This is a genomic window from Cupriavidus necator (assembly GCF_016127575.1).
GTDB classification, from domain to species: domain Bacteria; phylum Pseudomonadota; class Gammaproteobacteria; order Burkholderiales; family Burkholderiaceae; genus Cupriavidus; species Cupriavidus necator_D.
Map to the genome: position 1 here is coordinate 1,430,777 of NZ_CP066019.1, position 22,954 is coordinate 1,453,730.

At 66.8% G+C, this 22,954-nt stretch carries 15 protein-coding genes; 5 read left to right on the forward strand and 10 right to left on the reverse strand.

All coding sequences use genetic code 11. The features are described from left to right. Nucleotides 1–11 precede the first annotated feature (11 nt). From I6H87_RS25595 to I6H87_RS25605, 3 genes are read left to right on the forward strand one after another with little or no spacing between them, the layout of a single operon-like run. Nucleotides 12–371, forward strand: a complete 360-nt coding sequence (locus tag I6H87_RS25595; RefSeq protein ID WP_136227862.1) for a hypothetical protein — start codon at nucleotides 12–14, stop codon at nucleotides 369–371. Nucleotides 372–420: 49 nt separating this feature from the next. After that, nucleotides 421–10,641 carry a Tc toxin subunit A-related protein gene (locus I6H87_RS25600; protein WP_011617179.1) on the forward strand — a complete coding sequence of 3,407 codons (10,221 nt, stop codon included), beginning with the start codon at nucleotides 421–423 and terminating at the stop codon, nucleotides 10,639–10,641. 38 nt (nucleotides 10,642–10,679) lie between these two features. Next, complete coding sequence (locus I6H87_RS25605; RefSeq protein WP_011617180.1) at nucleotides 10,680–10,997, forward strand: hypothetical protein; 318 nt, start codon at nucleotides 10,680–10,682, stop codon at nucleotides 10,995–10,997. Between the two features lie 30 nt (nucleotides 10,998–11,027). Here I6H87_RS25605 and I6H87_RS25610 read toward each other — a convergent pair whose 3' ends face one another. From I6H87_RS25610 to paaA, 9 genes are all read right to left on the reverse strand, one after another. Beyond that, a complete protein-coding gene (locus tag I6H87_RS25610) occupies nucleotides 11,028–12,692 on the reverse strand; it encodes a cation acetate symporter (protein ID WP_011617181.1) in 1,665 nt (554 codons plus the stop codon). Next, nucleotides 12,689–12,997: a DUF485 domain-containing protein gene (locus I6H87_RS25615; protein WP_010809327.1), complete on the reverse strand. Its 309-nt coding sequence runs from the start codon at nucleotides 12,995–12,997 to the stop codon at nucleotides 12,689–12,691. The genes I6H87_RS25610 and I6H87_RS25615 overlap by 4 nt, the downstream gene beginning before the upstream one ends. A gap of 158 nt (nucleotides 12,998–13,155) precedes the next feature. Further along, the gene (paaK, locus tag I6H87_RS25620) at nucleotides 13,156–14,505 is read right to left on the reverse strand and encodes a phenylacetate--CoA ligase PaaK (protein ID WP_010809326.1); all 1,350 of its coding nucleotides are present in this window, start codon (nucleotides 14,503–14,505) and stop codon (nucleotides 13,156–13,158) included. A 70-nt stretch (nucleotides 14,506–14,575) separates the two neighbouring features. After that, nucleotides 14,576–16,240, reverse strand: a complete 1,665-nt coding sequence (gene paaN / locus I6H87_RS25625) for a phenylacetic acid degradation protein PaaN (protein ID WP_011617182.1) — start codon at nucleotides 16,238–16,240, stop codon at nucleotides 14,576–14,578. A 71-nt stretch (nucleotides 16,241–16,311) separates the two neighbouring features. After that, nucleotides 16,312–17,388, reverse strand: a complete 1,077-nt coding sequence (gene paaE / locus I6H87_RS25630; RefSeq protein WP_010809324.1) for a 1,2-phenylacetyl-CoA epoxidase subunit PaaE — start codon at nucleotides 17,386–17,388, stop codon at nucleotides 16,312–16,314. A 19-nt stretch (nucleotides 17,389–17,407) separates the two neighbouring features. Next, nucleotides 17,408–17,923, reverse strand: coding sequence for a 1,2-phenylacetyl-CoA epoxidase subunit PaaD (paaD, locus tag I6H87_RS25635; RefSeq protein WP_010809323.1), 516 nt, complete (start codon nucleotides 17,921–17,923; stop codon nucleotides 17,408–17,410). A 5-nt stretch (nucleotides 17,924–17,928) separates the two neighbouring features. Next, nucleotides 17,929–18,684 (reverse strand): 1,2-phenylacetyl-CoA epoxidase subunit PaaC, encoded by a 756-nt coding sequence (gene paaC / locus I6H87_RS25640; protein ID WP_011617183.1) that lies wholly within the window; start codon nucleotides 18,682–18,684, stop codon nucleotides 17,929–17,931. 10 nt (nucleotides 18,685–18,694) lie between these two features. After that, nucleotides 18,695–18,976 (reverse strand): 1,2-phenylacetyl-CoA epoxidase subunit PaaB, encoded by a 282-nt coding sequence (gene paaB, locus I6H87_RS25645; protein WP_010809321.1) that lies wholly within the window; start codon nucleotides 18,974–18,976, stop codon nucleotides 18,695–18,697. A 54-nt stretch (nucleotides 18,977–19,030) separates the two neighbouring features. After that, nucleotides 19,031–20,017 carry a 1,2-phenylacetyl-CoA epoxidase subunit PaaA gene (gene paaA / locus I6H87_RS25650; protein ID WP_010809320.1) on the reverse strand — a complete coding sequence of 329 codons (987 nt, stop codon included), beginning with the start codon at nucleotides 20,015–20,017 and terminating at the stop codon, nucleotides 19,031–19,033. Between the two features lie 132 nt (nucleotides 20,018–20,149). Here paaA and paaX point away from each other — a divergent pair, with 132 nt between their 5' ends. Continuing rightward, on the forward strand, nucleotides 20,150–21,088 hold the full coding sequence (paaX, locus tag I6H87_RS25655; RefSeq protein WP_011617184.1) for a phenylacetic acid degradation operon negative regulatory protein PaaX: 939 nt from the start codon (nucleotides 20,150–20,152) through the stop codon (nucleotides 21,086–21,088). A 42-nt stretch (nucleotides 21,089–21,130) separates the two neighbouring features. Here paaX and I6H87_RS25660 read toward each other — a convergent pair whose 3' ends face one another. Further along, nucleotides 21,131–22,147, reverse strand: coding sequence for a 1-aminocyclopropane-1-carboxylate deaminase (locus I6H87_RS25660; protein ID WP_010809318.1), 1,017 nt, complete (start codon nucleotides 22,145–22,147; stop codon nucleotides 21,131–21,133). Nucleotides 22,148–22,339: 192 nt separating this feature from the next. On the opposite strand from I6H87_RS25660, the gene I6H87_RS25665 reads away from it, so the two are divergent. Beyond that, the gene (locus tag I6H87_RS25665; RefSeq protein ID WP_081050152.1) at nucleotides 22,340–22,855 is read left to right on the forward strand and encodes an Lrp/AsnC family transcriptional regulator; all 516 of its coding nucleotides are present in this window, start codon (nucleotides 22,340–22,342) and stop codon (nucleotides 22,853–22,855) included. Nucleotides 22,856–22,954 lie beyond the last annotated feature (99 nt).

Below are 22,954 nucleotides of genomic sequence, written 5' to 3' on the forward strand. Positions count from 1 at the left end.
AACGGAAATGTATGAAACCAGTTCCTCGCGAGTTCTTTATCGGCCCGATGGACTTTTTCTCCATCCTGCTGCCGGGCGCGCTGCTCACCTGGCTGCCCGAGGGGGCAGGCATCGGCATAGGACCGGGCAAGACTTTCATTGGTTCTGAACCGGGCAACATCCCCAAGGCAGGCCTCGTTGATCCGTTTGCTGGACCATCAAACGAACTGCCGGACTTTAGTCTGGGTCCGGCGATAGCGGTCTGGCCTCCCCCTCCAAGCCCACTACATCAACTCAGGGCCCTTGCTGAGCGCCTTGCTGTGCCTCTGGTCGACCGCGCTTGGCAAATGCTGTGGGGCTCCGGGCCCCAAACGAATACGGCTTCGCCGTGACGTTCTGCGGAACACGCGGATCGGTGAAGTGTTATAGGGGGAATGCGTCATGCCACAAGTCATCCTCGTCCGCCTCGTGCCAATGAAGCCGACCAGCGGCGCCAGTTTCACGAGCTATCTCAACAACCTGACGATCCGTGCGTTCGACCTGTCGTTCGGCAACTCCACCGATGGCACGCTGGTCGGGCAGGCACAGGGCGCCTGGATCCCGAATGCGGGCATCAATGCGGTTGGCCCGGCATTCAATCCCGCCAACCAGCGGATCGTGCAGCACTTCTCCGTATATCCGGTGCAGGTGAACCCATTGCCCGCGCCGCCATTCCCGGACGTACGCCTTGAAGCGGTGGCGACGGCGATCATCGAGCTGACCCCGCCCGCGGCGGAGTTCAACACGACCGATCTGCGCCTCGAGATCAGGCAGGGCACGCAACTCGTTGCCTACGAGCGGCTCGACTTCAACGTGAAGGTCGAGCCGAACGCACCGCTCTCGAACAATCCGCTGACCTACATCGGCGTCGATCCCCCCGCGGTCGTGCTGACGCTGCCGGACCCCGCGGTCGCGCTCGATCCGAATGCCGCCTTCGTTGAGCTGCCGCCCGACGGCACGCCGCCCAAGTTCGTGCCGCTGCGCAATGCGATCAACAAGGTGCTGGCGCAGGACCCGGGCGGCGGCGCCACGCTCGCCAACCGGAGCCCGCTGACCGCGGCGCAGTCGCGCCAGGTCTCGCGCGAGATCATCTGGAACCGCCAGATCGCGCCTCCGCCTGAGCGGCCGAACAACCGCCGGCTCGAGGACATGTATACGCGCCCGCCGACCGACACGTCGTGGAGCGCCGACGAGCGCGACAAGGCGGACATGGACCGGAAGCAGTATGAAGCCAGCCTGCTCGGGTATTACGCACTACAGAACGCCAACGCGGATCGCCTGGCGCAGTACGTCTTCGCCGCGTCAGCCGCGGTGTGGTCCGGACAGCAGAGCGCGAACCCCGGACGCGTTGGCCTGCGCTTCCCGGTGGAACCCGGCCCTCCGCCGGCCCCGGGCGCAACGTTCCGTCGGGCAGACGTCGTGATCGTGAACGATGGCGGGCTGGTCCTGGATTTCCAGGTTCCTGCCGAATACTTCTATGCGCTCTCGGCGGTCCTGGCGACGAACGTCACCGCCCAGGAGCGCTACCGGATGGCCACCGACGATGACGAATCGCGCATCGTTGCGTCCATCAAGGCCGCGCTGGACGCCAATATCATCGCCGCCCCGGCCACGACGCCCGAAAACGCGGCGCGCCGGCTCGCCGCAATCGGCCGGGGCCGCGTGCAGCGCGCCCCGCTCTGTCCGCTCAACGCCAACGTGAACGCGCTGGTCACGGCATGGCTGGCCCAGATGGTGCCGTCGATCGACCCGTTCTGGCAACAGAGCCCGTTCCCGGCCGCGCTGGTACCCGGGCACCTCGACCTGGTACTCGCCGTCATCACGCAGCAGACTGCGGTCACGCCGGCATCGGCCGCGCTGATCGCCGCGATCAAGGGCATCCCGGTCGCCAACGTGGCCCAGCTCAAGGCACGCACGGTCCAGCAGTGGCACGCCTTCTTCCTCCCCGCCAACGTTGGCCTGCTTCCGGACTTCACCAACCCTGGCACGCCCGCGGAGCGGGTCGAGGCGTTCATCCGCCAGTTGCGGAAGTATTTTGAAGTGCTGTCGATCGCGCCGGCGCCGTCTGTGGGCGCGATCGCAAACGCGCAGTCGATTCCGCTCGCCGCCGGCGATCCCTTCGCTGCGTTCCTCGCGGCCGCCCCCGGCTTTGCATTTCCGGTGGCGAACTGGGGCGCGCCCGCCATCGTGAACGCGCTGCAGGCCGTGTTCCCCAGCGATGCGGCCGCGCAGGCGTGGCTGCTTGACGCGCTCAAGACCATCGACGAGCTGCTGCGCGCGACCACCGGTGTCGGGCCGGCGGCGCTGCAGTTCTCCTTGCTCGAAGCGCTCTACGCGCGCGGATTCACCTCGCGGGCGCAAATCCAGGCGCTGTCGGCCGCCGAGTTCGAGTACGCGCTGACGGGAACGGTGGCCTATCCATTTGCCGCGGCAATCCAGGCCGCGGCCGGCGGCGCGACGGGCGCTGCACCGCCGGCGCTTCCCGGTCCGTTCACGCCAGTCAATCCGGACGGATCGCTCATCAACTGCATCCCGCCATGGCACCTGTCGCCGCTCGGGCCGGTGACGTATCTGCAGGATCTGCTCGCGACCGGCATCGGCGCCACATGCGAGCATCCGGCGGCAACCGGCGCCACGCTCGCCGACCTGGTCGCGCCGCGCCGTGGTGCGCTCGGCAGCCTTCACGCCACCGCCGCAAACGTCCACACCACGCTGCCGCTGATCGATATCGTCAATGAGAACCTCGAGGACCTCGCCGACAACGGCGCTCCTGGCGTCGTCTATGACACCAGCGCCACGACGCTGGGCGGGCACGCGCTAAGACCCGCCGACGCGGACGACGGCACCGGGCACGCGCCGAATACCCTGTTCGCCGCGCTGCCGGAGCATTCGACGCCGGCAACGCCAGTGAAGAAGCCCGGCGCCTATGTGAAGCTCGCCGGCGATTTTTCCTCGCCGCTGCTGCCCTACTCGCAGCCGCTCGACATTTCGCGCACGTACCTGTGCGGCATGGGAACGTCGCGGTTCGCGACCATGCGCGCGTTCCGCGAAGAGATCACCGAGTTCGCGATCGACGCGAAGCAGGAGGCGGCGGACTTCCAGAAGCATCTGTGGCGGTATCCGGTGCGGATCGAGCTGGCAATCGAGTACCTGCGCCTGTCCCCGGACGAGTACCAGACGCTGTACGTCGATCCAATCGGCCCGGCCGACCTGCTCAAGATGTACGGCTTCCCGTCGGCCACGATCAACGGGGTCGACTGGAAGTCGATCGTCGTGCATGTGCCGGAGTTCCTCAGGCGCACAGGGCTGGATTACTGCGAGTTCCTCGAGCTTTGGAAAGCCAGGTTTGTCGAGTTTGAACGGCAACCGGCCGCGTCAGGGACCGCTGCCGGGCGGACCACGGGCGCCACGGGGACGACGCCGAATGCCGGATTCCCGGATTGCGAACCGTGCTGCCCGGAAGATCTCGTCATCCAGTTCGTCAATCCGCAGGCGCCTGAAGATGCGCTGCGGCGGCTGATCGTCTTCATCCGCCTGTGGCGATCGCTCAGGTGCCTGCCCGGCGCGGGCTACAGCTTTGCGGATCTGCGCGACATCAGTCTGGTGCTCGGCCTGTTCCAGGGTGCGAACGTCAACCCGGTGTTCATCCGCCAGCTGGCCGCCTTCCAGATCCTGCGAGACGACTGGCGGCTCGCGCTGGGCACCGACCCGGACGCGGCACCGGACGCAACCGGATCGGCTCGCACACGCCTGCTTGGCCTGTGGGCCGCCGCGCCCGCCGCGTCGTTCGACTGGGCCGTGGACCATCTGCTCGGGCGTATCGAGGACCGCGCCGAGCGCGAGCACGCGCCCGGCCGGCGTCCGGGCAGCCACCGCCGCCATCGTCCGCCCGAGTTCATCAAGATCCTGCGCGACAACCTCGACACGCTGTCGCTGCTGAGCGGCTTCGATCCGGTCGCGAGGCCGTGGAATGCACAACCGTCGGGCACCCTGCGCTTCACGGAAATCCTGGCCAAGGTCTATGGCTCGTGGTTCACCACCGGCGAGCTGCTGTACCTGTTCTCGGTCGACCAGCATCTCGACGGCGACGATCCCTTCTGCCAGCAGGACAAGAACGAAGCGCTCGATCAGCCGTTCGACTTCCCGGAGGAAGGGCATCCGCACGACCTGTGGTGCCTGCGGCGCAAGCTGCTGGACGTCCACGCAACGGAAGAGGAAATCGCCGCGCTGACCTGGACCGCTCTCGTCACCGCGATGCGGACCGACTTCGGGTACGAGCCTGCGCCGGGCACCGATCCGCTGCGCGAGCTTGGGGAGCATTTCTTCCCAGGAATGCTTGCTGACGCGGGATTTCCGGTCAGTCCGCAGGCGCGCCAGTATCGCTCAGCCCTCGGGGCCACCGTCGCGAGCATGTGGAACCACCCGCATCCCGGACCGTTCCAGTACGATGCCGTCGCCAAGGAATTGGCGACGTCCCTGCCGCTCCTCGACCAGGACGTGCTGTTCAAGCTCAATGCGATCGAACAGTTGACGGACGCCGAGCGCAAGGCGGTGCAGCAATTGTACTTCGCCCCGCGTGCCGAGCTCGCGCGGTTCTCGTTCCTGTTCCCCAGCCTCGCCGCCGCTGAACAAGCGCTGGTCCAGGAAGCGGATGAGACCCGGCGCTGGGAATACTTCCGCTGCGCGTTCGTGGAGTTCTCACGCCGCGCGCACATCGTCGCGGAGCACCTTGCCGCACATGTGGGCTACGCCTCCGACGGCACCGACGCGGAAGCCGATCTGGCGTGGCTGATCCTCCGCCGCCTGCTCGGCGACGAGAACAAGGCAGCGTCGGCGTGGGAGCAGGATAACGGCAAGCCGCCCGCCAGCTTCTCATGGCCGTTGCCAGCGGGCGGTGCCTTTGCCGCCCTGACCGGCCTTACCGGCACCGGACTGCTCGGCGAGGTGAAAGGCGCGAGCGGGAGTTCATGGCCCGAACTGCGCGGACCGATGACGGCGTTCTCGCAGGCGGGCAACGCCTGGAATGCGCCGCTTCCCGGGGTCGTGCCGGACCTGGATTTCACGCTGCCGCCGGCGGCACTGAAGTTCGCCGTATTGCGCAACGGCCTGGCGATCCGCGAGTCAGACGGGCAGCCGCTGGCGGGCGCCGAAGGCTACACCGCACGCTGGACCGGCGTGCTCATCGTCGAGACATCGGGCACGTACACATTCTTCGCCGGCGCACCGGCACCGGACTGCGATGCGCCCGATTTCGAGGCGTGCAGCCACAACAAATGGCGCGTCAATCTGCGGCGCGGCCAGAAGACGTTCCGACTGCTGAACTACGGTTGGGCGGACGAGCCGGCGGCGGACCGTGCGTCCGGCCCGCTGCATCTGAAGCGCGGCGCCTACTTCATCGATATCGACTTCGAGGAATCGCCACCCGAGTTCGACGAGAAGCAGGAGCTGGCGCGCGCCCGCACCGGCTTCACGGTGAAGTACCAGGGCCCGGACACCGATGACTGCATTGCGGAGCTGCCGGCCGAGCGCCTGTATCGCGATGTCTCACCGGGTGAGCTGACCAGCGCGCAGGCGGCGGTGCCGTCGGCAAAGGCGTATCTGGCCCTGCAGTACACCAGCAGCCTGCGCGACATCCGCCGCACCTACCAGCGCGCATTCAAGGCGCTGCTGTTCTGCCACCGGCTGCGACTGTCGGCACGCCTGGTGGCGCGGGCAAACGTTTCCGAGGCCGAGTACATGCTCTCGTCGCCAGGCCTGTTTGCCGGCTTCACCTACGTTCCCGGCACCCCGTATACATCGCACCGCGCGTATCTGGACTTCAATTTCCTGCCGGTTGGCGACACCTACAATGGCGATCCGGAGCGCAAGCCACCGGCGCCGCTCGACCAGCGCGCGACGCCGTCGGTCAAGCGCCGGCAGGCGCTCTTCGACTGGTTCGAGCGCGTCCATGACTACACGGTGATGCGGCGGGCGGTCCAGCAACGGGCTGAGCGCCTCGCGTGGCTCTGCTTCGTCGAGGCGTCGAACCAGCAGCCCGCCGATCCCGTGCCGCTGCTGATGGACCTTGGCGTCGACATGGATCATGCCGCGCTTGTCCTCGAATTCCACGACGGCGTATCCGTCGATTGGGCCAGGCTGTCGGACGATCGCTGGGCAATCCGCGTCTGGCATGCCGCGTCGTGGGTGAGGCGGCTGCTGAAGGCGTTCGTTCCGCGCGACCTCGCCCAGGCACAGCCCGATGCCTGGGCAGCGAGCGCGCCGGCGGCAATGGCCAGCGGCAACGCGAACCTGACAAGGTTCTACCGCGACGGCATGATCGAGCGCGGCAACCCGCTGCGTTACGCCGACATCGAGCACCTCAACAACCTGCTGCGCGAGCGGGGACGCACCGCGCTGGTCGCGTATCTCACCGGAATGAACCGGGTCCCGCTTCCGTTTGTGCCAGGCGCGTTCGCGACGTCGGCGAAGGATCTCAGCGCGTTGTTGCTGGTCGACGTCGATGCTGGCATTTGCCAGAAGATCAGCCGCATTGAAGAGGCGGTTACGGCGGTGCAGTCGTTCGTGGAACGCGCACGCCTGGCGCAGGAGCCGACCTTCGTGGTGACCCCGGCGTTTGCGTCGGCATGGGACAGGCTTTTTGTGACCTTCCACATCTGGCAGGCCTGCCGCCGCCGCACGCTGTACCAGGAGAACTACGTCGAGTGGACCGAGCACGAACGCGCGCTCCAGGCCGAAGCGTTCCGCTTCCTCGAATCCGAATTGCGGCGCGCCACCTTGACCGCGCCGCAACCCGGCGGCATGGAGTACTGGCCCGGACCCTACTGGCCGGCCCATCCGTCACTGACCGCGCTGCAGCATCGCGACCCGTCGCATCTGAAGCAGGTGCCGCAGCCCGAGAACCTCGGGCTGATGGGGCGGCCCGAGCGCCACGCGAGACCCAGCTGGCTGGCGCCGTCGCAGCTCCAGCTGTCTGCCGGCCCGACCCCGGGCACGACGAACAATGTCCCGGGGGCCGCTCGCGGCATGCTCGCCGCTACGGTGCCTGCCAACGCGTCCACAGGAACACCGCCCGGCGCTGAGTCTCCGCAGCTTCCGCTCTGGCTGCAGGCGGCGGTCCGCCTCGGCACGCGGTTCCTGCGCATTGCCGCTGCCGGGGAGCCGCCCGCCACGTCGGCGTTCATGCTGCCGGAGACGTCGGGCTCGGTGTGCTGTGCCGAGTGCGGACGCGTGCATGCGCCGGTCATGGACGAGTACTACTTCTGGCTGGTGAACTCCGAGTACTACGATCCGGGTGTTCTGAATCCCGCCGATCCATCCTTGTTCCAGGACCCGGACTGGGGTGTCGTGCCGCCCGACATGACCTCGGACTGGCATCGCCGTGACCGCCTGCCGCAGCTGCTGGCCTGGCCGCTGCGGCCGATGGTGAAGCTCGCATGGTGCCGCGTGCATAACGGAGAATTCCAGACCCCGCGCATCATCGACGACGGCGCGCATGTCGATCCTGCCGGCGGCGAGCCACAGCTCGAATTCCTGGGCCGCGAGGTTGACTCCCTTCGGTTCCGGATCACGAACGCGGCGGCGCTCCCGCCGGGCCATACGGACCCGTCGCCGTGGGGCTTCCGCTACGACATTACGCCGGATACCGCCGTCGTAACGCCCGAGGTGATCGCGACGCCCCTGGCGCCGGCACCGCTCGCTCCATTGCTGCAGGCATATCCGTTCTTCGTCTATTTCACCTCCGGCGCCCCGCTTGAGCCTTCGCTCTACTCGACCGCGATGACGGTCGCCGGAACGCTGCGCGCCCACTGCCGCTTCGAGGCAGCCCTGAAATGGTACGAGCTCTACTTCGCGCCTGGCGACAAGGACCTGCGCTGGGCGACCTGCCGCACGCCGCAGCCGCCGTCGACCGGGACGATCCCCGGGACCAACGTTCCCGGTGGCTCGAACGAGCCAAATCCGAATACCCCGGCCAATCCCCCACAGCCCGCTGGCCGCGGCATTGCCGCAGCATCGACCCCGCGCGCGGCGGCGTCGACGCGCGGTCGCATGCGCACCGGCCAGGATCCGTGCTGCGACACACTGGTGAGGACGGAGCTTGCGTCCCGGCAGCGAAGCGTCGTCCTGGCGTATCTCGAGACGCTGCTTCAGCATGCGCAGGCGGCAATGTGCCGGCATTCCCCCGAGGGCTACGCCATGGCGCGGCTGCGCCTCGACACGCTCTCGAGATTCCTCGGCGAGCGGCCGCGCACGATCTTCGGCCAGGATGATGGCGCCAAAGCGCAGACGGTAACCGCGTTTATCCCGCGGTTCGCCCCGCTCAACCCGCGCCTGATGGAGATCTACGACCGCGTCGCCGACCAGCTGGACGCCCTGCACCGCTGCCTGACGAAGGCGCGGCTGGCGGGCGGCGTCCCCAATCTGGATACCTCATATTGGGGCGACAATCCGGTGCGGCGCGGATGGAAGACCGCGGCCGCGAACTGCCTTGACGACGACGGCTGCTGCTGTCCGCCCAGCCCGTACCGCTTCCCCTTCCTCATCCAGCGCGCGGTGGAGACGGCGAACGAGGTCCGCACGTTTGGCGCCGAGCTGCAGGCCGCATTCGAGAAAGGGGATGCCGAGTTCCTCGCGGCCATGCGTGCCGCGCACGAACGCCAGCTCCTCAACCTGACCGAGGAGATCCGCCGCATGGAATTCCGCGAAGCGGACTGGCAGGTGCAGGCACTGCAGAAGACCAAGCAGGGGGCGCAGGCGCGGCGGCAATATTACAGCGACCTGATCGCGAATGGGTTGATCCCGAAGGAGCAGGCCTACCAGAACCTGACCGGCGTTTCCATGACCACGCGCGCCGCCGGCAACATCGTGGAAGGTGTCGGCCAGGTCATGAACCTGATTCCGGACAATACGACCGGCGTTGCCGGGATCGCGTCCACCCCGGTGTCGGTGTTCCAGATGCCGATCGGCACCAAGCTGGCCCACGCGTTCGCCGCGGCCGCCAGGATTCTCTACACGGTTGCCGATATCAACGGCACGCAGGCCGGCCTGGCACTGACCGAGGGTGGATGGGACCGTCGCGAGGCGGACTGGATCCTCCAGGTCACGGTGCTCGATATCGAGATCCAGCAGATCGAGCGGCAGATCCTTGGCGCCGAGCGGCGCCGCGGCGTGGCGCTGCGCCAGTTGAACAACCTGGTGCAGCAGAAGCAGCAGGCGGCGGAGCTGCAGGACTTCCTGCGCGACAAGTTCACCAATCACGCGCTCTACCTGTTCCTGCAGCAGGAGACAGCGGCGCTGCACCACCAGATGTTCGAGATCGCCTGGTGCTGGGCACGCCAGGCACAACGCGCGTTCCAGCTGGAACGCGAGCTGACCACGCAGACGCAACTGCCACCGGATATCTGGGACGGTCTGCACGAAGGCCTGCTGGCCGGCGAGCGGCTGTCGACGTCGCTGCGCGCAATGGAAAAGGCGTACTACGACCAGAACCGGCGCGAGCAGGAGCTGGTGACGCGGCTGTCGCTGCGGATTGATTTTCCGCTCGCGTTCCTGCAGCTGAAGGCGACAGGCATGTGCGAGATCGAGATTCCCGAATGGCGCCTCGACCGCGAATACCCCGGACACTACCTGCGCCGCGTCAAGAGCGTCAGCCTGACCATCCCCTCTGTCGTGGGCCCTTACACGGGCGTGCACTGCAAGCTGACGCTGCTGAGCAGCGCGACCCGCATCGAGCCCACGCTGCTCGACGTCGAAGACTGCTGCCCTGGCGAATGCACCTGCGGCTGCTGCGAGCGCCGGCGCTACGAGGCGACCAGGGATGATCCGCGCATCGTGAAGCGCTATGGCGCAACCGAAGCGATCGCAACTTCCACCGGGCAGAACGACTCGGGGCTGTTCGAGCTCAATTTCCGCGACGAGCGCTACCTGCCGTTCGAATACGCCGGGGCGGTCAGCCGCTGGCGCATCGAGCTGCCCATCGAGACCAACGCGTTCGACATTGACACGGTAAGCGACCTGATCGTCCAGTTGAGCTACACCGCTCGCGAAGGCGGAGCGCTGCTGCGCAAGGCAAGCTGGGCCGCCGCGTCCTGCCTGCTGCCCGGCGCGGGGCTGCGCTTCTTTGACTGGAAGCAGGACTTCGCCGATGCGTGGCAGCGGTTCAAGGCAGCCGTGCCGGCGGCAGAAATGCCCGGCTGCACGCGTGCGCTCACGCTGCGCATGAGCCGCGGCATGTTCCCGTACCTGCCGGGCCAGCGGCCGGTGCGCATGCGCCGCGTCGAACTGTGGTTCGAGGCCCAAGGCTGCAGCGGCGCGCGCAACCATGAGATCGAGTTCGTGCCAGATCGCGACTGCACATGCGAGGACGACGGCGAAGCGTGCTGCGACCGCTTCTTCCTGACCTGCGTGGCCAGCGAGGATTGGCCGTGCCTCTTCCATGGTGTGATCGAGTACCCGTTCCCGTACCTGAGCGACGAGAGACCGGTCGTGATCGGCGACTTCCTGTTCCCGGAAGACGCCGGTGTGGTACACCGTGCCTATCTGGTGTGCTCGTACGAGGCCGGTCCGCCGGAACGCTGCTTGCCGAAGCTGCCGGCTTGCGACGGCGACTGCATGACGGTCTGTTGAAGTAATGCCCGTGCCCGGGCCATAGCAGGAGTTGGCAAATGGAGAAGAAGCCCCCACCTGATGAAAACACGGACCTCCCACGCCGAGGGCACGGCTCCGCTGCGCGAGCGGCGAAGACTCCGCCGCCTCAACAGAGCATGCCCGGGCATCTTATCGAGCTGAGGCCGGGCTTCTTTCTCAACCCCGACCACATTATCAGCGTGCGGGTGTTGCCGGAGGAGGAAGGCGACGTCTATGCAGTCCTGCACCTGTCGAATGGCGACAAGCAGAACCTTACCCGCGGCGAGTTCACCGCCATTACCGGGGAAGAGCCGCGCCCGCCGGCGCGGCTGCCGCAGAAACCACTGACCGAATAGCGTTGCTGCTACGCGGCCCTGCCCCCCGGATCAATGCTGGCTCGCCCCGGCAGCCCCGATCCCGGTCATCGCACGCACGAACTGCGCACCATAGCGCTGGCGCTCGGTGCTGGCCTGGGTGGAGCGGTCCAGCACCGACGCCAGCCAGGCGCTGGCGAAGGCCAGCGTCATCGAGAACAGCGCCGGGTTGGCGTACGGGAAGATCGCCTTGTCATGATGCAGGAAGCCCACCCAGACCGTCGGGCCCAGCACCAGCAGCGCCACCGCTGACACCAGCCCGGCCAGGCTGCCGGCCACGGCGCCGCGCGTGGTCAGGCCTTTCCAGAACATCGACAGGAACAGCACCGGGAAGTTGACCGAGGCCGCGATCGCCAGCACCAGGCCGGACAGGAAGGCGATGTTCTGCTTCTCGAACATCACGCCCAGCACCATGGCCAGCACGCCGATCACCAGGGTGGCCGCCTTGGACACCCGGATCTCGTCCTTCTCGTTGGCCTGCCCGCGGCGGAACACGTTGGCGTACAGGTCATGCGAGACCGCGGAAGCGCCCGACAGGGCCAGGCCCGCCACCACCGCGAGGATGGTCGCGAACGCCACCGCCGAGATAAAGCCCAGGAAGAAATCGCCGCCGATCGCGTGCGACAGGTGCACCGCCACCATATTGCTGCCGCCGATGATCTTGCCGGCCGCGTCGCGGTAGGCCGGATCCGCGCCCACCATCACGATCGCACCGAAGCCCACCACCAGGATCAGCACGTAGAAGTAGCCGATGAAGCCGGTGGCGTAGAGCACGGACTTGCGCGCCTCGCGGGCGTCTGCCACCGTGAAGAAGCGCATCAGGATGTGCGGCAGGCCCGCGGTGCCGAACATCATGCCCACCCCCAGCGAGATCGCATCGATGGGATTGGACACCAGCCCGCCCGGAGACAGGATCGCCAGCCCCTTGTCATGCACCTTCGCCGCGCCGGCGAACATGGCTTCCGGGCTGAAGCCGAAGTACGCCAGCACCATCACCGCCATGAAGGTCACGCCGCCCAGCAGCAGCGCGGCCTTGATGATCTGCACCCAGGTGGTGGCCAGCATGCCGCCGAACATCACATACAGCACCATCAACAGGCCGACGATCACCACGGCGGACTCATAGCTGGTGCCGAACAGCAGCTCGATCAGCTTGCCGGCGCCGACCATCTGCGCCACCAGGTACATGATCACCACCGTCAGCGTGCCGCAGGCGGCGGTGATCCGCACCGGCTTCTGCGCCAGCCGGTATGACACCACGTCGGCAAAGGTATAGCGGCCAAGGTTGCGCAGCCGTTCGGCGACGATGAACAGGATGATCGGCCAGCCCGCCACCACGCCCAGCGCGTAGATCAGCCCGTCATAGCCCTTGTCGAACATCATCGCGGAGATGCCGAGGAAGGAGGCAGCCGAGACCATGTCGCCGGCGATGGCCAGGCCGTTCTGGAAGCCGCTCAGCCCGCCTCCGGCGGCATAGAAGTCGGATGCCGAGCGCGTGCGGCGCGCGGCCCAGCGGGTAATGCCGAGCGTGAACAGCACGAACAGCAGGAACATCACGATGGCGCTCCAGTTCAGCGGCCGCGGCGCGGCATCGCCCTGGATGGCGGGGGCCGCCGCGGCGGCCATGCTGGCAAGCCCGAGCAGGGCCGCGCACAGGTAACGGTTGGCGGGTTTCATGCCCGGCACTCCTTGCGCACGCGTTCGTTGAGCGGATCCAGGTCGCGGTTGGCCCGGTACACGTAGATCCCGGTCAGCAGCACGGCCGAGACGATCACCGCCACGCCGACGGGAATGCCCACCGTCATCACACCCGCGCCGAGCGGTGTGCCGAGCGTGGCCGGCGAGAACGCCAGCAGCAGGATAAAGCCGAAGTAGATCGCCAGCATGACCAGCGTCAGCGACCAGCCCAGGCGGGTCCGCCCGTTGGTCAGCCGGATGAAATCGGGGTGGTTCTGGATGGTTTCCAGTTGTCGCGCGTCCATGGTGGTCTCCTTTGGCGCAAGGGTGGGCGTGGCGCCTCTGGGTGGGTGCCATCGTTGGGTGATTCGTTGAGACTTGAACTCTTGCGGCGGTGTGCTCCCTCTCCCCGCATGGGGAGAGGGAGCACACATGCAATGGCTTGTCAGTTCATGCGATACGTTCAGATCGCCCCGACCGGCTGCTCGTGCGTGAACTTCGGCCGCATATCGAGCACCCGCCGTGCCTTGCCGACCGTGGTGCGCTCGATGCCGTCCGCATCCACCACCTGCACGCGCGTGGTCACGCCCACGTAGGTCTTGATCTGGTCCTTCAGCTCGCGCTCCAGCATCGCGCGGTCGTCCGCGCAGAGGGGTGCCGAACCTCCGGGCCGCGCTTCGACGCGCACTTCCAGCTTGTCCAGGTGGCCGTCGCGGGTCACCACCAGCTGGTACTGCGGCGCCAGCGCCGGCGTCTTCAGGATCAGCTCCTCGATCTGCGACGGGAACACATTGACGCCGCGGATGATCAGCATGTCGTCCGAGCGGCCGGTGATCTTGCCGATGCGGCGCATCGAACGCGAGGTGGGCGGCAGCAGGCGCGTCAGGTCGCGCGTGCGGTATCGGATCACCGGCAGCGCTTCCTTGGTGAGCGACGTGAACACCAGTTCGCCCTCTTCTCCATCCGGCAGCACCTCGCCGGTGACCGGATCGATGATCTCGGCGTAGAAGTGGTCTTCCCAGATCACCGGACCGTCCTTGCTCTCGATGCATTCGCAAGCGACACCCGGCCCCATGACTTCAGACAGGCCGTAGATGTCCACCGCGTCGATACCGGCACGTGCCTCGATTTCGGCGCGCATCGCATCCGTCCACGGCTCGGCGCCGAAGATGCCCACCTTGAGCGAGCTTTCCGACGGATCCATGCCCTGGCGCTCCATCTCCTCGATCAGGTTCAGCATGTATGACGGCGTCACCATGATGATGTTGGGCTCGAACTCGCGGATCAGCTGCACCTGTTTCTCGGTCTGCCCGCCGGACATGGGGATCACCGTGCAGCCGGCCTTCTCGGCGCCATAGTGGGCACCCAGGCCGCCCGTGAACAGGCCGTAGCCATAGCTGACATGGACCAGGTCGCCGGCGCGGCCGCCGGCGGCGCGGATCGAGCGCGCCACCACGCTGGCCCAGGTATCGATATCCTTCGCGGTATAGCCGACCACGGTCGGCTTGCCCGTGGTGCCGCTCGACGCATGCACGCGCGCCACCTTCTCGCGCGGCACCGCGAACATGCCGAAGGGATAGTTGTCGCGCAGGTCCTGCTTGGTCAGGAACGGGAACTTCGACAGGTCCGACAGCGACTGCAGGTCGTCCGGATGCACCCCGGCCGCATGGAAGGCCTTGCGGTAATGCGGCACGTTGTCGTAGGCATGGCGCACGCTCCATTTCAGCCGTTCCAGCTGCAGCGCCTGCAGTTCGTCGCGGCTGGCGCGCTCGATCGGCTCCAGCTCGTTGGGGTTGGGGATGCGTTGAACCATTGTCTACTCCATCATCGTTATGATTGCGCCGCATTTCTATTGGGGGCCGGCGCCGGGTACTGCGACTGCATCAGATATGGGAACGGCTCTGTACCACGCGGAAGCGGTTGGCGACGAAAGCCGCATCCGACAGCGAGGCATTGGCTGCCGGGTTGGCGCCGGTGGCGTGGAAGTCGCTGAACGCGGCCGACTGGTTGACGAACACGCCCCCGGTCAGGTTCAGCGACAGGGCCACGCCCGCGTCCTCGGCGGCTTCGCGGATGCCCTCGGCCATGCCGGCATCGGTGGTGTAGGCCGACAACGTCAGTGCGCCATGTTCCTTCGCGCCGCGGTGCGCCAGCGCGATGCTGTGCGCGGTGTTGTCGGTGGCGACGATGAACGAGATCGGGCCGAACAATTCCTGCATGATCTTGTCCTCGTCGCTGGCGTCCACCTTGAGCACCAGCGGCGTGCGGATGCGCGCGCCGGGGAACTCCGGGTGCTCCAGCACGCGGCTGTCGGCGACGATCTCGCCCAGTGCGCGCGACGATTCGATGCGCTGAACCACCCCGTCGTTCTGGATCGCGCCGAGCAGCTCCACCGCCTTGGCCGCATCGCTGGTGAGCCTGACCACGCCCTCCCCGATCGCCGCGGCCACCTGGTCGAAGCTGAGGTGCCCTTCCGGCGTGTCGATGCCGCCCTTCGGCACATAGATGTTCTGCGGTGCCGTGCACATCTGGCCCGAGTACAGCGCCAGCGAGAACGCGATATTGCGCACCATGCCCTTGAAGTCGCTGGTGGAGTGGATCACGATCTGGTTGACGCCGGCCTTCTCGGTATAGACCTGGGCCTGGTGCGCGTTGCGCTCCAGCCAGTTGCCATTGGCGCTGCTGCCGGTGAAGTCGATCAGGCGCACTTCCGGGCGCAGCGCCAGCGTGGACGCCATGCGCTCGGTCGGGTCGTTGGCCACCAGCGTGACCAGGTTGGGGTCGAAGCCGGCTTCCTGCAGCACCTCGCGCGCCACCTCGACGGTGATCGCCAGCGGCAGGATCGCGCCCGGGTGCGGCTTGACCACCACCGCGTTGCCGGTCGCCAGGCTGGCGAACAGGCCGGGATAGCCGTTCCAGGTCGGGAAGGTGCAGCAGCCGATCACCAGGCCCACGCCGCGCGGCACCACGCTGTAGCGCTTCTCCATGCGCAGCGGCTCGTGCTTGCCCTGCGGCTTCTCCCAGATGGCCTGCTTCGGAATGCGGCGCATCTCGTCCCAGGCGTAGGCCACCGCTTCCAGCCCGCGGTCCTGCGCGTGCGGGCCGCCGGCCTGGAAGGCCATCATGAAGGCCTGGCCGGTGGTGTGCATTACCGCGTAGGCAATCTCGAAGCTGCGGCGGTTCAGGCGCTGCAGGATTTCCAGCGACACGCCGACCCAGGCTTCCGGCCCGGCCTTGCGCCAGGCCGGCATGCCTTCGGCCATGCCGGCAAAGAGCTGGTCGAGGTCGGGCTTCGGATAGGTGATGCCCAGTTCTGCGCCGTAGGGCGAGACTTCCTTGCCGGCCTGGCCGACGGTGCCCGGCTGCGACAGCGCGAACGGGCGGTTCAGGCGGGCCTCGAAGGCAGCCTTGCCGTCGGCGTTGGCGGTTTCGCCGTAGACCCTGGGGCTCGGCATTTCGCTGAACGGGCTCCAGTAGCCGCGCTCGGCAATGGCTTGGGTGGCTTGTTCCAGCAGCGCCTGGTGGCGTTCAAAAAACGGATGGGACACGGCTTGCTCCGGGGGCAAAATGGTTTGCGTATGGTTCGGGATGGCGGCAAGGGATTGCCGCGGGAAGCGCTTCAGGTTTCCTGGTCGAAGTCGATCACCAGCCTGTCGCTGACGGCGTAGCTCTGGCAGCTGAGGATGAAGCCGCGCGCGACTTCGTAGTCCTCCAGCGCAAAGTTGACGTCCATGTCGACCTCGCCTTCGATGCGCTTGCAGCGGCAGGTCGAGCAGACCCCGCCCTTGCATGAGTAAGGCAGCTCGATGCCTTGCGCCAGCGCGGCATCCAGCACCGTCTCCTTGTTCTTCTCCAGCGTGAAGGAGCGCGTGCGGCCGTCCTGGATCACCGTGACCTCGCACTGCTGCTGCCCCACCTGCTTGTGCGCATGCGCCGCCGGGCGGGCCGCGGGAATGCTGGTGGCAAACAGCTCGCGCTTGATGCGGGCCTTGTCCACGCCGTTGTCGAGCAGCGCCTGCGACACCTCTTCCATCATCGAGTGCGGGCCGCAGATAAAGGCGATGTCGATGTCCTGCGGCTTGACCCAGTGCTTGAGCAAGGCATTGACCTTCTCGCCGTCGATGCGGCCGTTGAACAGGTCGATATCCAGCTGCTCGCGGCTGAGCACGAACACCAGGTTGAAGCGCTGCAGGTAGGTGTCCTTCAGGTCTTCCAGCTCTTCCTTGAACAGCACCGAAGACGAGGCGCGGTTGCCGTAGAACAGCGTGAAGCGGCTCTGGGGCTCGGCCTCCAGCGTAGTCTTGATGATCGACAGCATCGGCGTGATGCCGCTGCCGGCGGCGAAGGCCACGTAGTGCCTCGCCTGCGTGGCAGACAGCGGCACGTGGAAGTGGCCGGATGGCGGCATCACTTCCAGCTTCATGCCGGGCTGCAGTTGTTCGTTGGCCCAGTTGGAGAACAGGCCGCCGTCGACGCGCTTGATCGCGACGCGCAGCTGCGCGTCCTGCACCGCCGAGCAGATCGAGTACGAGCGGCGCACGTCCTCGCCGCCGATGCCGGTGCGCAGCGTCAGGTGCTGGCCCTGGATGTAGCGGTAGGTGTCGGCCAGTTCATCCGGCACGGCAAAGGTCACGGCCACGGCATCGCGGGTTTCGCGGGTGACCGAGGCCACGGTCAGTTCATGGAATTTGCTCATCTCACTACCCCGGTCAGGCTCAGTGCGCCTTGAAGTAATCGAACGGTTCCTTGCAGTCGCTGCAGCGGTACAGGGCCTTGCAGGCGGTCGAGCCGAACTGGCTCACCAGCCGCGTGTGCCGCGAGCCGCAGTGCGGGCACGCCACCACCAGCGCCGGCGCCGCCTTGCGGCTGATGCCGCTGATGTCGATCACCTGCTGGGCCGGCGGCGCAATGCCGTAGCCGCCCAGGCTGGCCTTGCCGCGCGGCGTCATCCAGTCGGTGGTCCAGGCCGGCGCCAGCTGCGTGCGCACGCGCACGCTGGCAATGCCCTGCGCAGCCAGCGTGCGCTCGATCTCCTCCCGGATCACGGTCATGGCCGGGCAGCCGGAGTACGTCGGGGTGATGGTGACGACGCAGGCGTCGTCCTCCCATGCCACGTCGCGCACAATGCCTAGATCCACCACCGAGATCACCGGGATCTCGGGATCGGGCACCGTATCGAGCCAGGTCCAGACCTGCCCGAGCGCCGGGCGTGCGATCGCTTGCGCAGTCATGGCGTTCACCAGCTGGCGCCCGGATAGGCGCGCTGCAGGAACTGCATTTCGGCCAGCAGGTAGCCGAGGTGTTCGGTATGGCGGCCGTGGCGGCCGCCGCTCTGCGACCACGTGCCCGCAGGCAGCTGCAGCGTGGCTTCTTCCAGCACCGCGGCCACGTGGCGCTGCCACGGTTCGGCCAGTGATGCGGGATCCGGCACCAGGCCGGCCTGCACCAGCGCGGCGTCGCCCGCGTCGGACTCGAACAGCTCATCGCTGAACATCCACAGGTCGTTGAAGGCATCCTGCATGCGGCGGTGGCTCTCTTCGCTGCCGTCGCCCAGGCGCACCACCAGGTCGGCGCTACGGCGCACGTGGTAGGTCACTTCCTTGAGCGACTTGGCGGCGATCTCGGCGATGCGGGCATCGGTCGAGCGCTGCAGCCCGTCGAGCAGGAAGTAGTGCCAGGTGTCGAACAGGAACTGCCGCGCCAGCGTATCGGCATAGCTGCCGTTGGGCTGCTCCACCAGCAGCGGGTTGCGGAACTGGTGCGCGTCGCGCAGGTAGGCCATCTGGTCGGCGTTGCGGCCGGCGCCCTCCACTTCCGCGGCGTAGCCCAGCCACAGCCGGGTCTGGCCGATCAGGTCGAGCGCGACATTGGTCAGCGCGATGTCCTCTTCCAGCGCCGGGCCGCGGCCGCACCATTCCGACAGGCGCTGGCCAAGGACCAGCGTGGCGTCGCCGAGGCGCAGCAGGTATTCGAGCTTGTGGTTGTCCATCATGCGGGCCGTATCAGATGTGCTTGACGGCTTCCGGCATCGGGAAGAACGTCGGGTGGCGGTAGACCTTGCTGTTGGCCGGCTCGAACAGCGGGCCCTTGTCGCCGGGGCTGCTGGCGACCACGTCGCCGGCCTTCACCACCCAGACGCTGACGCCCTCGTTGCGGCGCGTATAGACGTCACGCGCGTTGTTGATCGCCATTTCGCCGTCGGGCGCGTGCAGGCTGCCCACGTGCTTGTGGGCCAGGCCGTGCTGGCTGCGGATAAAGATCTCCCAAAGCGGCCACTCTTTCATGGCAACCTCCTGTGTCATTGCGTTGGATGGATGGCGGCGCCGGGCGCCGCGGGGTCACGCGGCGGCGCGCTGGGCCTGCTTGTCGGCGTGGGTCACCAGGGCATCGCGGAACCACGCGCCCTCTTCCCAGGCCTTGACGCGGGTGCGCAGGCGCTCGCGGTTGCAGGGGCCGTTGCCCTGGATGACGTTGTAGAACTCGGACCAGTCGATCTCGCCGAAGTCATAGTGGCCGCGCTCCTCGTTCCACTTCAGTTCGGGATCCGGAATGGCCAGGCCCAGGTACTCTGCCTGCGGCACGGTCTGGTCGACCATCTTCTGGCGCAGCTCGTCATTGGAGAACAGCTTGATGCGCCATTGCATGGATTGCGCGCTGTTGGGCGAATCGCCGTCGGACGGGCCAAACATCATCAGCGCCGGCCACCACCAGCGATTGAGCGCGTCCTGCGCCATCTGCTTCTGCTCGGGGGTGCCGTTGCACAGCGACAGCAGGATGTCGTAGCCCTGGCGCTGGTGGAACGACTCTTCCTTGCACACGCGCACCATGGCGCGCGCATAGGGCCCGAACGAGCAGCGGCACAGCGGCACCTGGTTGATGATGGCCGAGCCGTCGACCAGCCAGCCGATCATGCCGATGTCGGCCCAACTCAGCGTCGGGTAGTTGAAGATGCTGGAATACTTGGCCTTGCCGGTGTGCAGGTCGCCCAGCATCTGGTCGCGCGACACGCCCAGGGTCTCGGCCGCGCTGTAGAGATACAGGCCATGGCCGGCCTCATCCTGGATCTTGGCCAGCAAGACTGCCTTGCGCTCCAGCGTCGGCGCGCGGGTGACCCAGTTGCCTTCCGGCAGCTGGCCCACGATCTCGGAATGGGCATGCTGCGAGATCTGGCGGACCAGGGTCTTGCGATAGGCCTCCGGCATCCAGTCCTTGGCCTCGATCTTGATCCCGGCATCGACGCGCGCCTGGAACTCGCGCTCCTGCGGCTCCATTTCTTCCATGGCGCGAAGCCTCGTCGCTCCTGTCTCCACCAGCTGTGCGTACATCCTTTGCTCCGCTCTTGGTTGCTCTGAATCGGGGTCTTGACCTGCATCAACATCGTCAGTTGCAACGGATGGTAGTGATACAATTTGATTCAATCAATCTGCATTTGTGTATCACTTCAGGGAGCGGGGCCGATGGCGACGCCAGGCACAGATCCGGTTTCTCCCCGCGTGGCGCGGCTGGCACGCGGGCTGAAGCTGGGCGCCAATTCCATGCTGGTGACCTTGTTCGGCGATGTGGTGGCGCCGCGGCCGCAGGCCATCTGGCTGGGCAGCCTGATCCGGCTGGCGGCGCCGTTCGGCATCAATGACCGGCTGGTGCGCACCGCCACCTTCCGCCTTACCGCCGACGACTGGCTGGCCGCGACCAGGATGGGGCGGCGCAGCTACTACGGGCTGTCAGACGCCGGTTTGCAGCGTGTACTGCACGCTGGCAAGCGCATCTATGCGGGTGAGGCATCCGAATGGGACGGCCGCTGGACCCTGGTGATGGTGCGCGGTGACGTACGCGCCACGGTCCGGCAGAAGCTGAAGCGGGAATTGCTGTGGGAGGGCTTCGGCGCCATCGCGCCGGGGGTGATGGCCCACCCCCAAGCGGACCTCGCCTCGCTGCGCGAAATCCTCCAGGCCGCACGCGCGCAGGACGATGTGGCGGTGATGGAAGCGAGCAGCCTCGAGGCGTTTTCCATCCGGCCGCTGCAGGCGCTGATGCACCAGACCTTCAAGCTCGGCGACGTGGCCGCTGCCTGGCAGGCACTGCTGCGCCGCTTTGCGCCGCTGGCCGAAGAGGCCGCCGGGCTTGCTCCGGCCGATGCTTTCTTCGTGCGGACGCTCCTGGTGCACGAATACCGGCGTGTGCTGCTGCGCGACCCCAACCTGCCCGAAGCGATGCTGCCGCAAGACTGGCCCGGCCGCACCGCGCGCGGCTTGTGCCACACCCTGTACGGGGCGCTGCTAGACGCCAGCGAAGACTACCTGCACCGCGTGGTGGAAGCGGCGGACGGTTCGCTGCACGATGCCAACCGGAGCCTGCGCCTGCGCTTTGGGGCGGGCGCGCAGGCGGGCAACGATTAACCGGGCATCCGGGGAATCCCGGCTGCGCACCTGCGCATGGAATCACCCGTCCTTGAACAGGAAGCTGTAGGCGTTCAATGCCGGTACCCCGCCCAGGTGTGCAAAGAGGACTTTCGATCCTTGCGGAAACTCGCCGCGACGGACCATGTCGATCATGCCCTGCATGGACTTGCCCTCATAGACCGGGTCCGTCATCATGCCCTCCAGCCTGGCGCTGAGGCGGATGGCTTCCAGGGTGCCGGCCGAAGGCAGGCCGTATTCGGGTCCGCCATAGCGGGTGTCCAGCACCACGTCCGCTTCAGTGATGTCGCGGCCGAGGCCGACCAGCTCCGCGGTATGGCGGGCGATGCGCAGGATCTGCGCGCGCGTCGGTTCCGGCTTGGCCGATGCATCGATGCCGATGACCCGGTCCGCGCGGCCGTCGGCAGCGAATCCGACCACCATGCCCGCCTGCGTGCTGCCGGTGACCGAGCAGACCACGATGTAGTCGAACCTGAAGCCGAGTCCGGCTTCCTGCTCCCGCACTTCCTCGGCGAAGCCTACGTAGCCGAGACCGCCGAGCGGATGCTCCGAGCAGCCTGCCGGAATCGGGTAGGGCTTGCCGCCCGCCTTGCGCACGCTCTCCATGGCTTCTTCCCAGCTGGGGCGAATACCGATGTCGAAGCCTTCGCTGACCAGGCGCACGTCGGCCCCCATGATGCGTGACATCTGGATGTTGCCCACGCGGTCATAAACCGCGTCGGAGTAGTTGACCCAGTTCTCCTGCACCAGCACGCACTTCAGCCCCAGGTGGGCCGCGATGGCGGCAACCTGGCGCGTGTGGTTCGACTGGATCCCGCCGATCGAGACCAGCGTATCGGCGCCCTGCGCCAGCACGTCTGGAATGACGTATTCGAGCTTGCGCGTCTTGTTGCCGCCAAAGGCGAGCCCGCTGTTGCAGTCGTCGCGCTTGGCATAGAGCTCGACCTTGCCACCCAGGCTTTCGCTCAGCCGCGATAGCGGATGGATCGGCGTCGGGCCGAAGGTCAGGGAATGACGCGGAAATTGCTTCAGGTTCATGACTGGCTCCAGGTTGCGGTTGGCATGCGGGCGCCTTGCAGCCGCAAAGCCCGGCATTCGCACGGACGCTGCGCGACGCCGCATCTGGAATCATCATAAGAAGGCTGGGGCGAAAGGTGCTTGCAAAGATCTGCGACTTCTTGCACGATAAATAGACAGCAAGCACCCAGAAATTCTCTTTATTTCGTAGAAATGGCAACAAGCAGAATAAAATTTCGTTCGAAATCCGAGACCTCCGCACAGCCCGCGCCGGTGCTGGATCGCACGGACAAGGCCATCCTGCGCGCCTTGCAGCGCGATGCGTCCATCTCCAACCTGGCCCTGGCGGGCAAGGTCAGCCTCAGCCCGCCCGCATGCCTGCGCCGCGTGGAACGCCTGAAAGCGGATGGCCTGATCCGCGGCGTCGTGGCGCTGCTGAACCCGGCTCCCCTGGACGCGGGGATGCTGGTCATCATCGGGGTCGTGCTGGACCGGTCCACGCCCGAGTCCTTCGCCGCCTTTGAGAAAGCGGCGCAGAAGGTATCAGGCTGTATGGAATGCCATGAAGTCACCGGCGAGTTCGACTACATCATGATGCTCAGGACCAAGGACAGCGAGAGCTTCAACCGCCTCCACGCGGAGCAGTTGCTCTACCTGCCGGGCGTGCGGCAGATTCGCTCGTTCATGGTGCTCAAGCAGGTGCTGTCGACGACGCAGTTTCCGATTTGAGGATCGGGCTGGATCCGGCTGCGCGGGCGAAGAGAGGAGACAGGGAGGGGAATTCGGGGCCTGGGCGAAGCAGGAACCCCGGCGCCGTTGCTGCCGGGG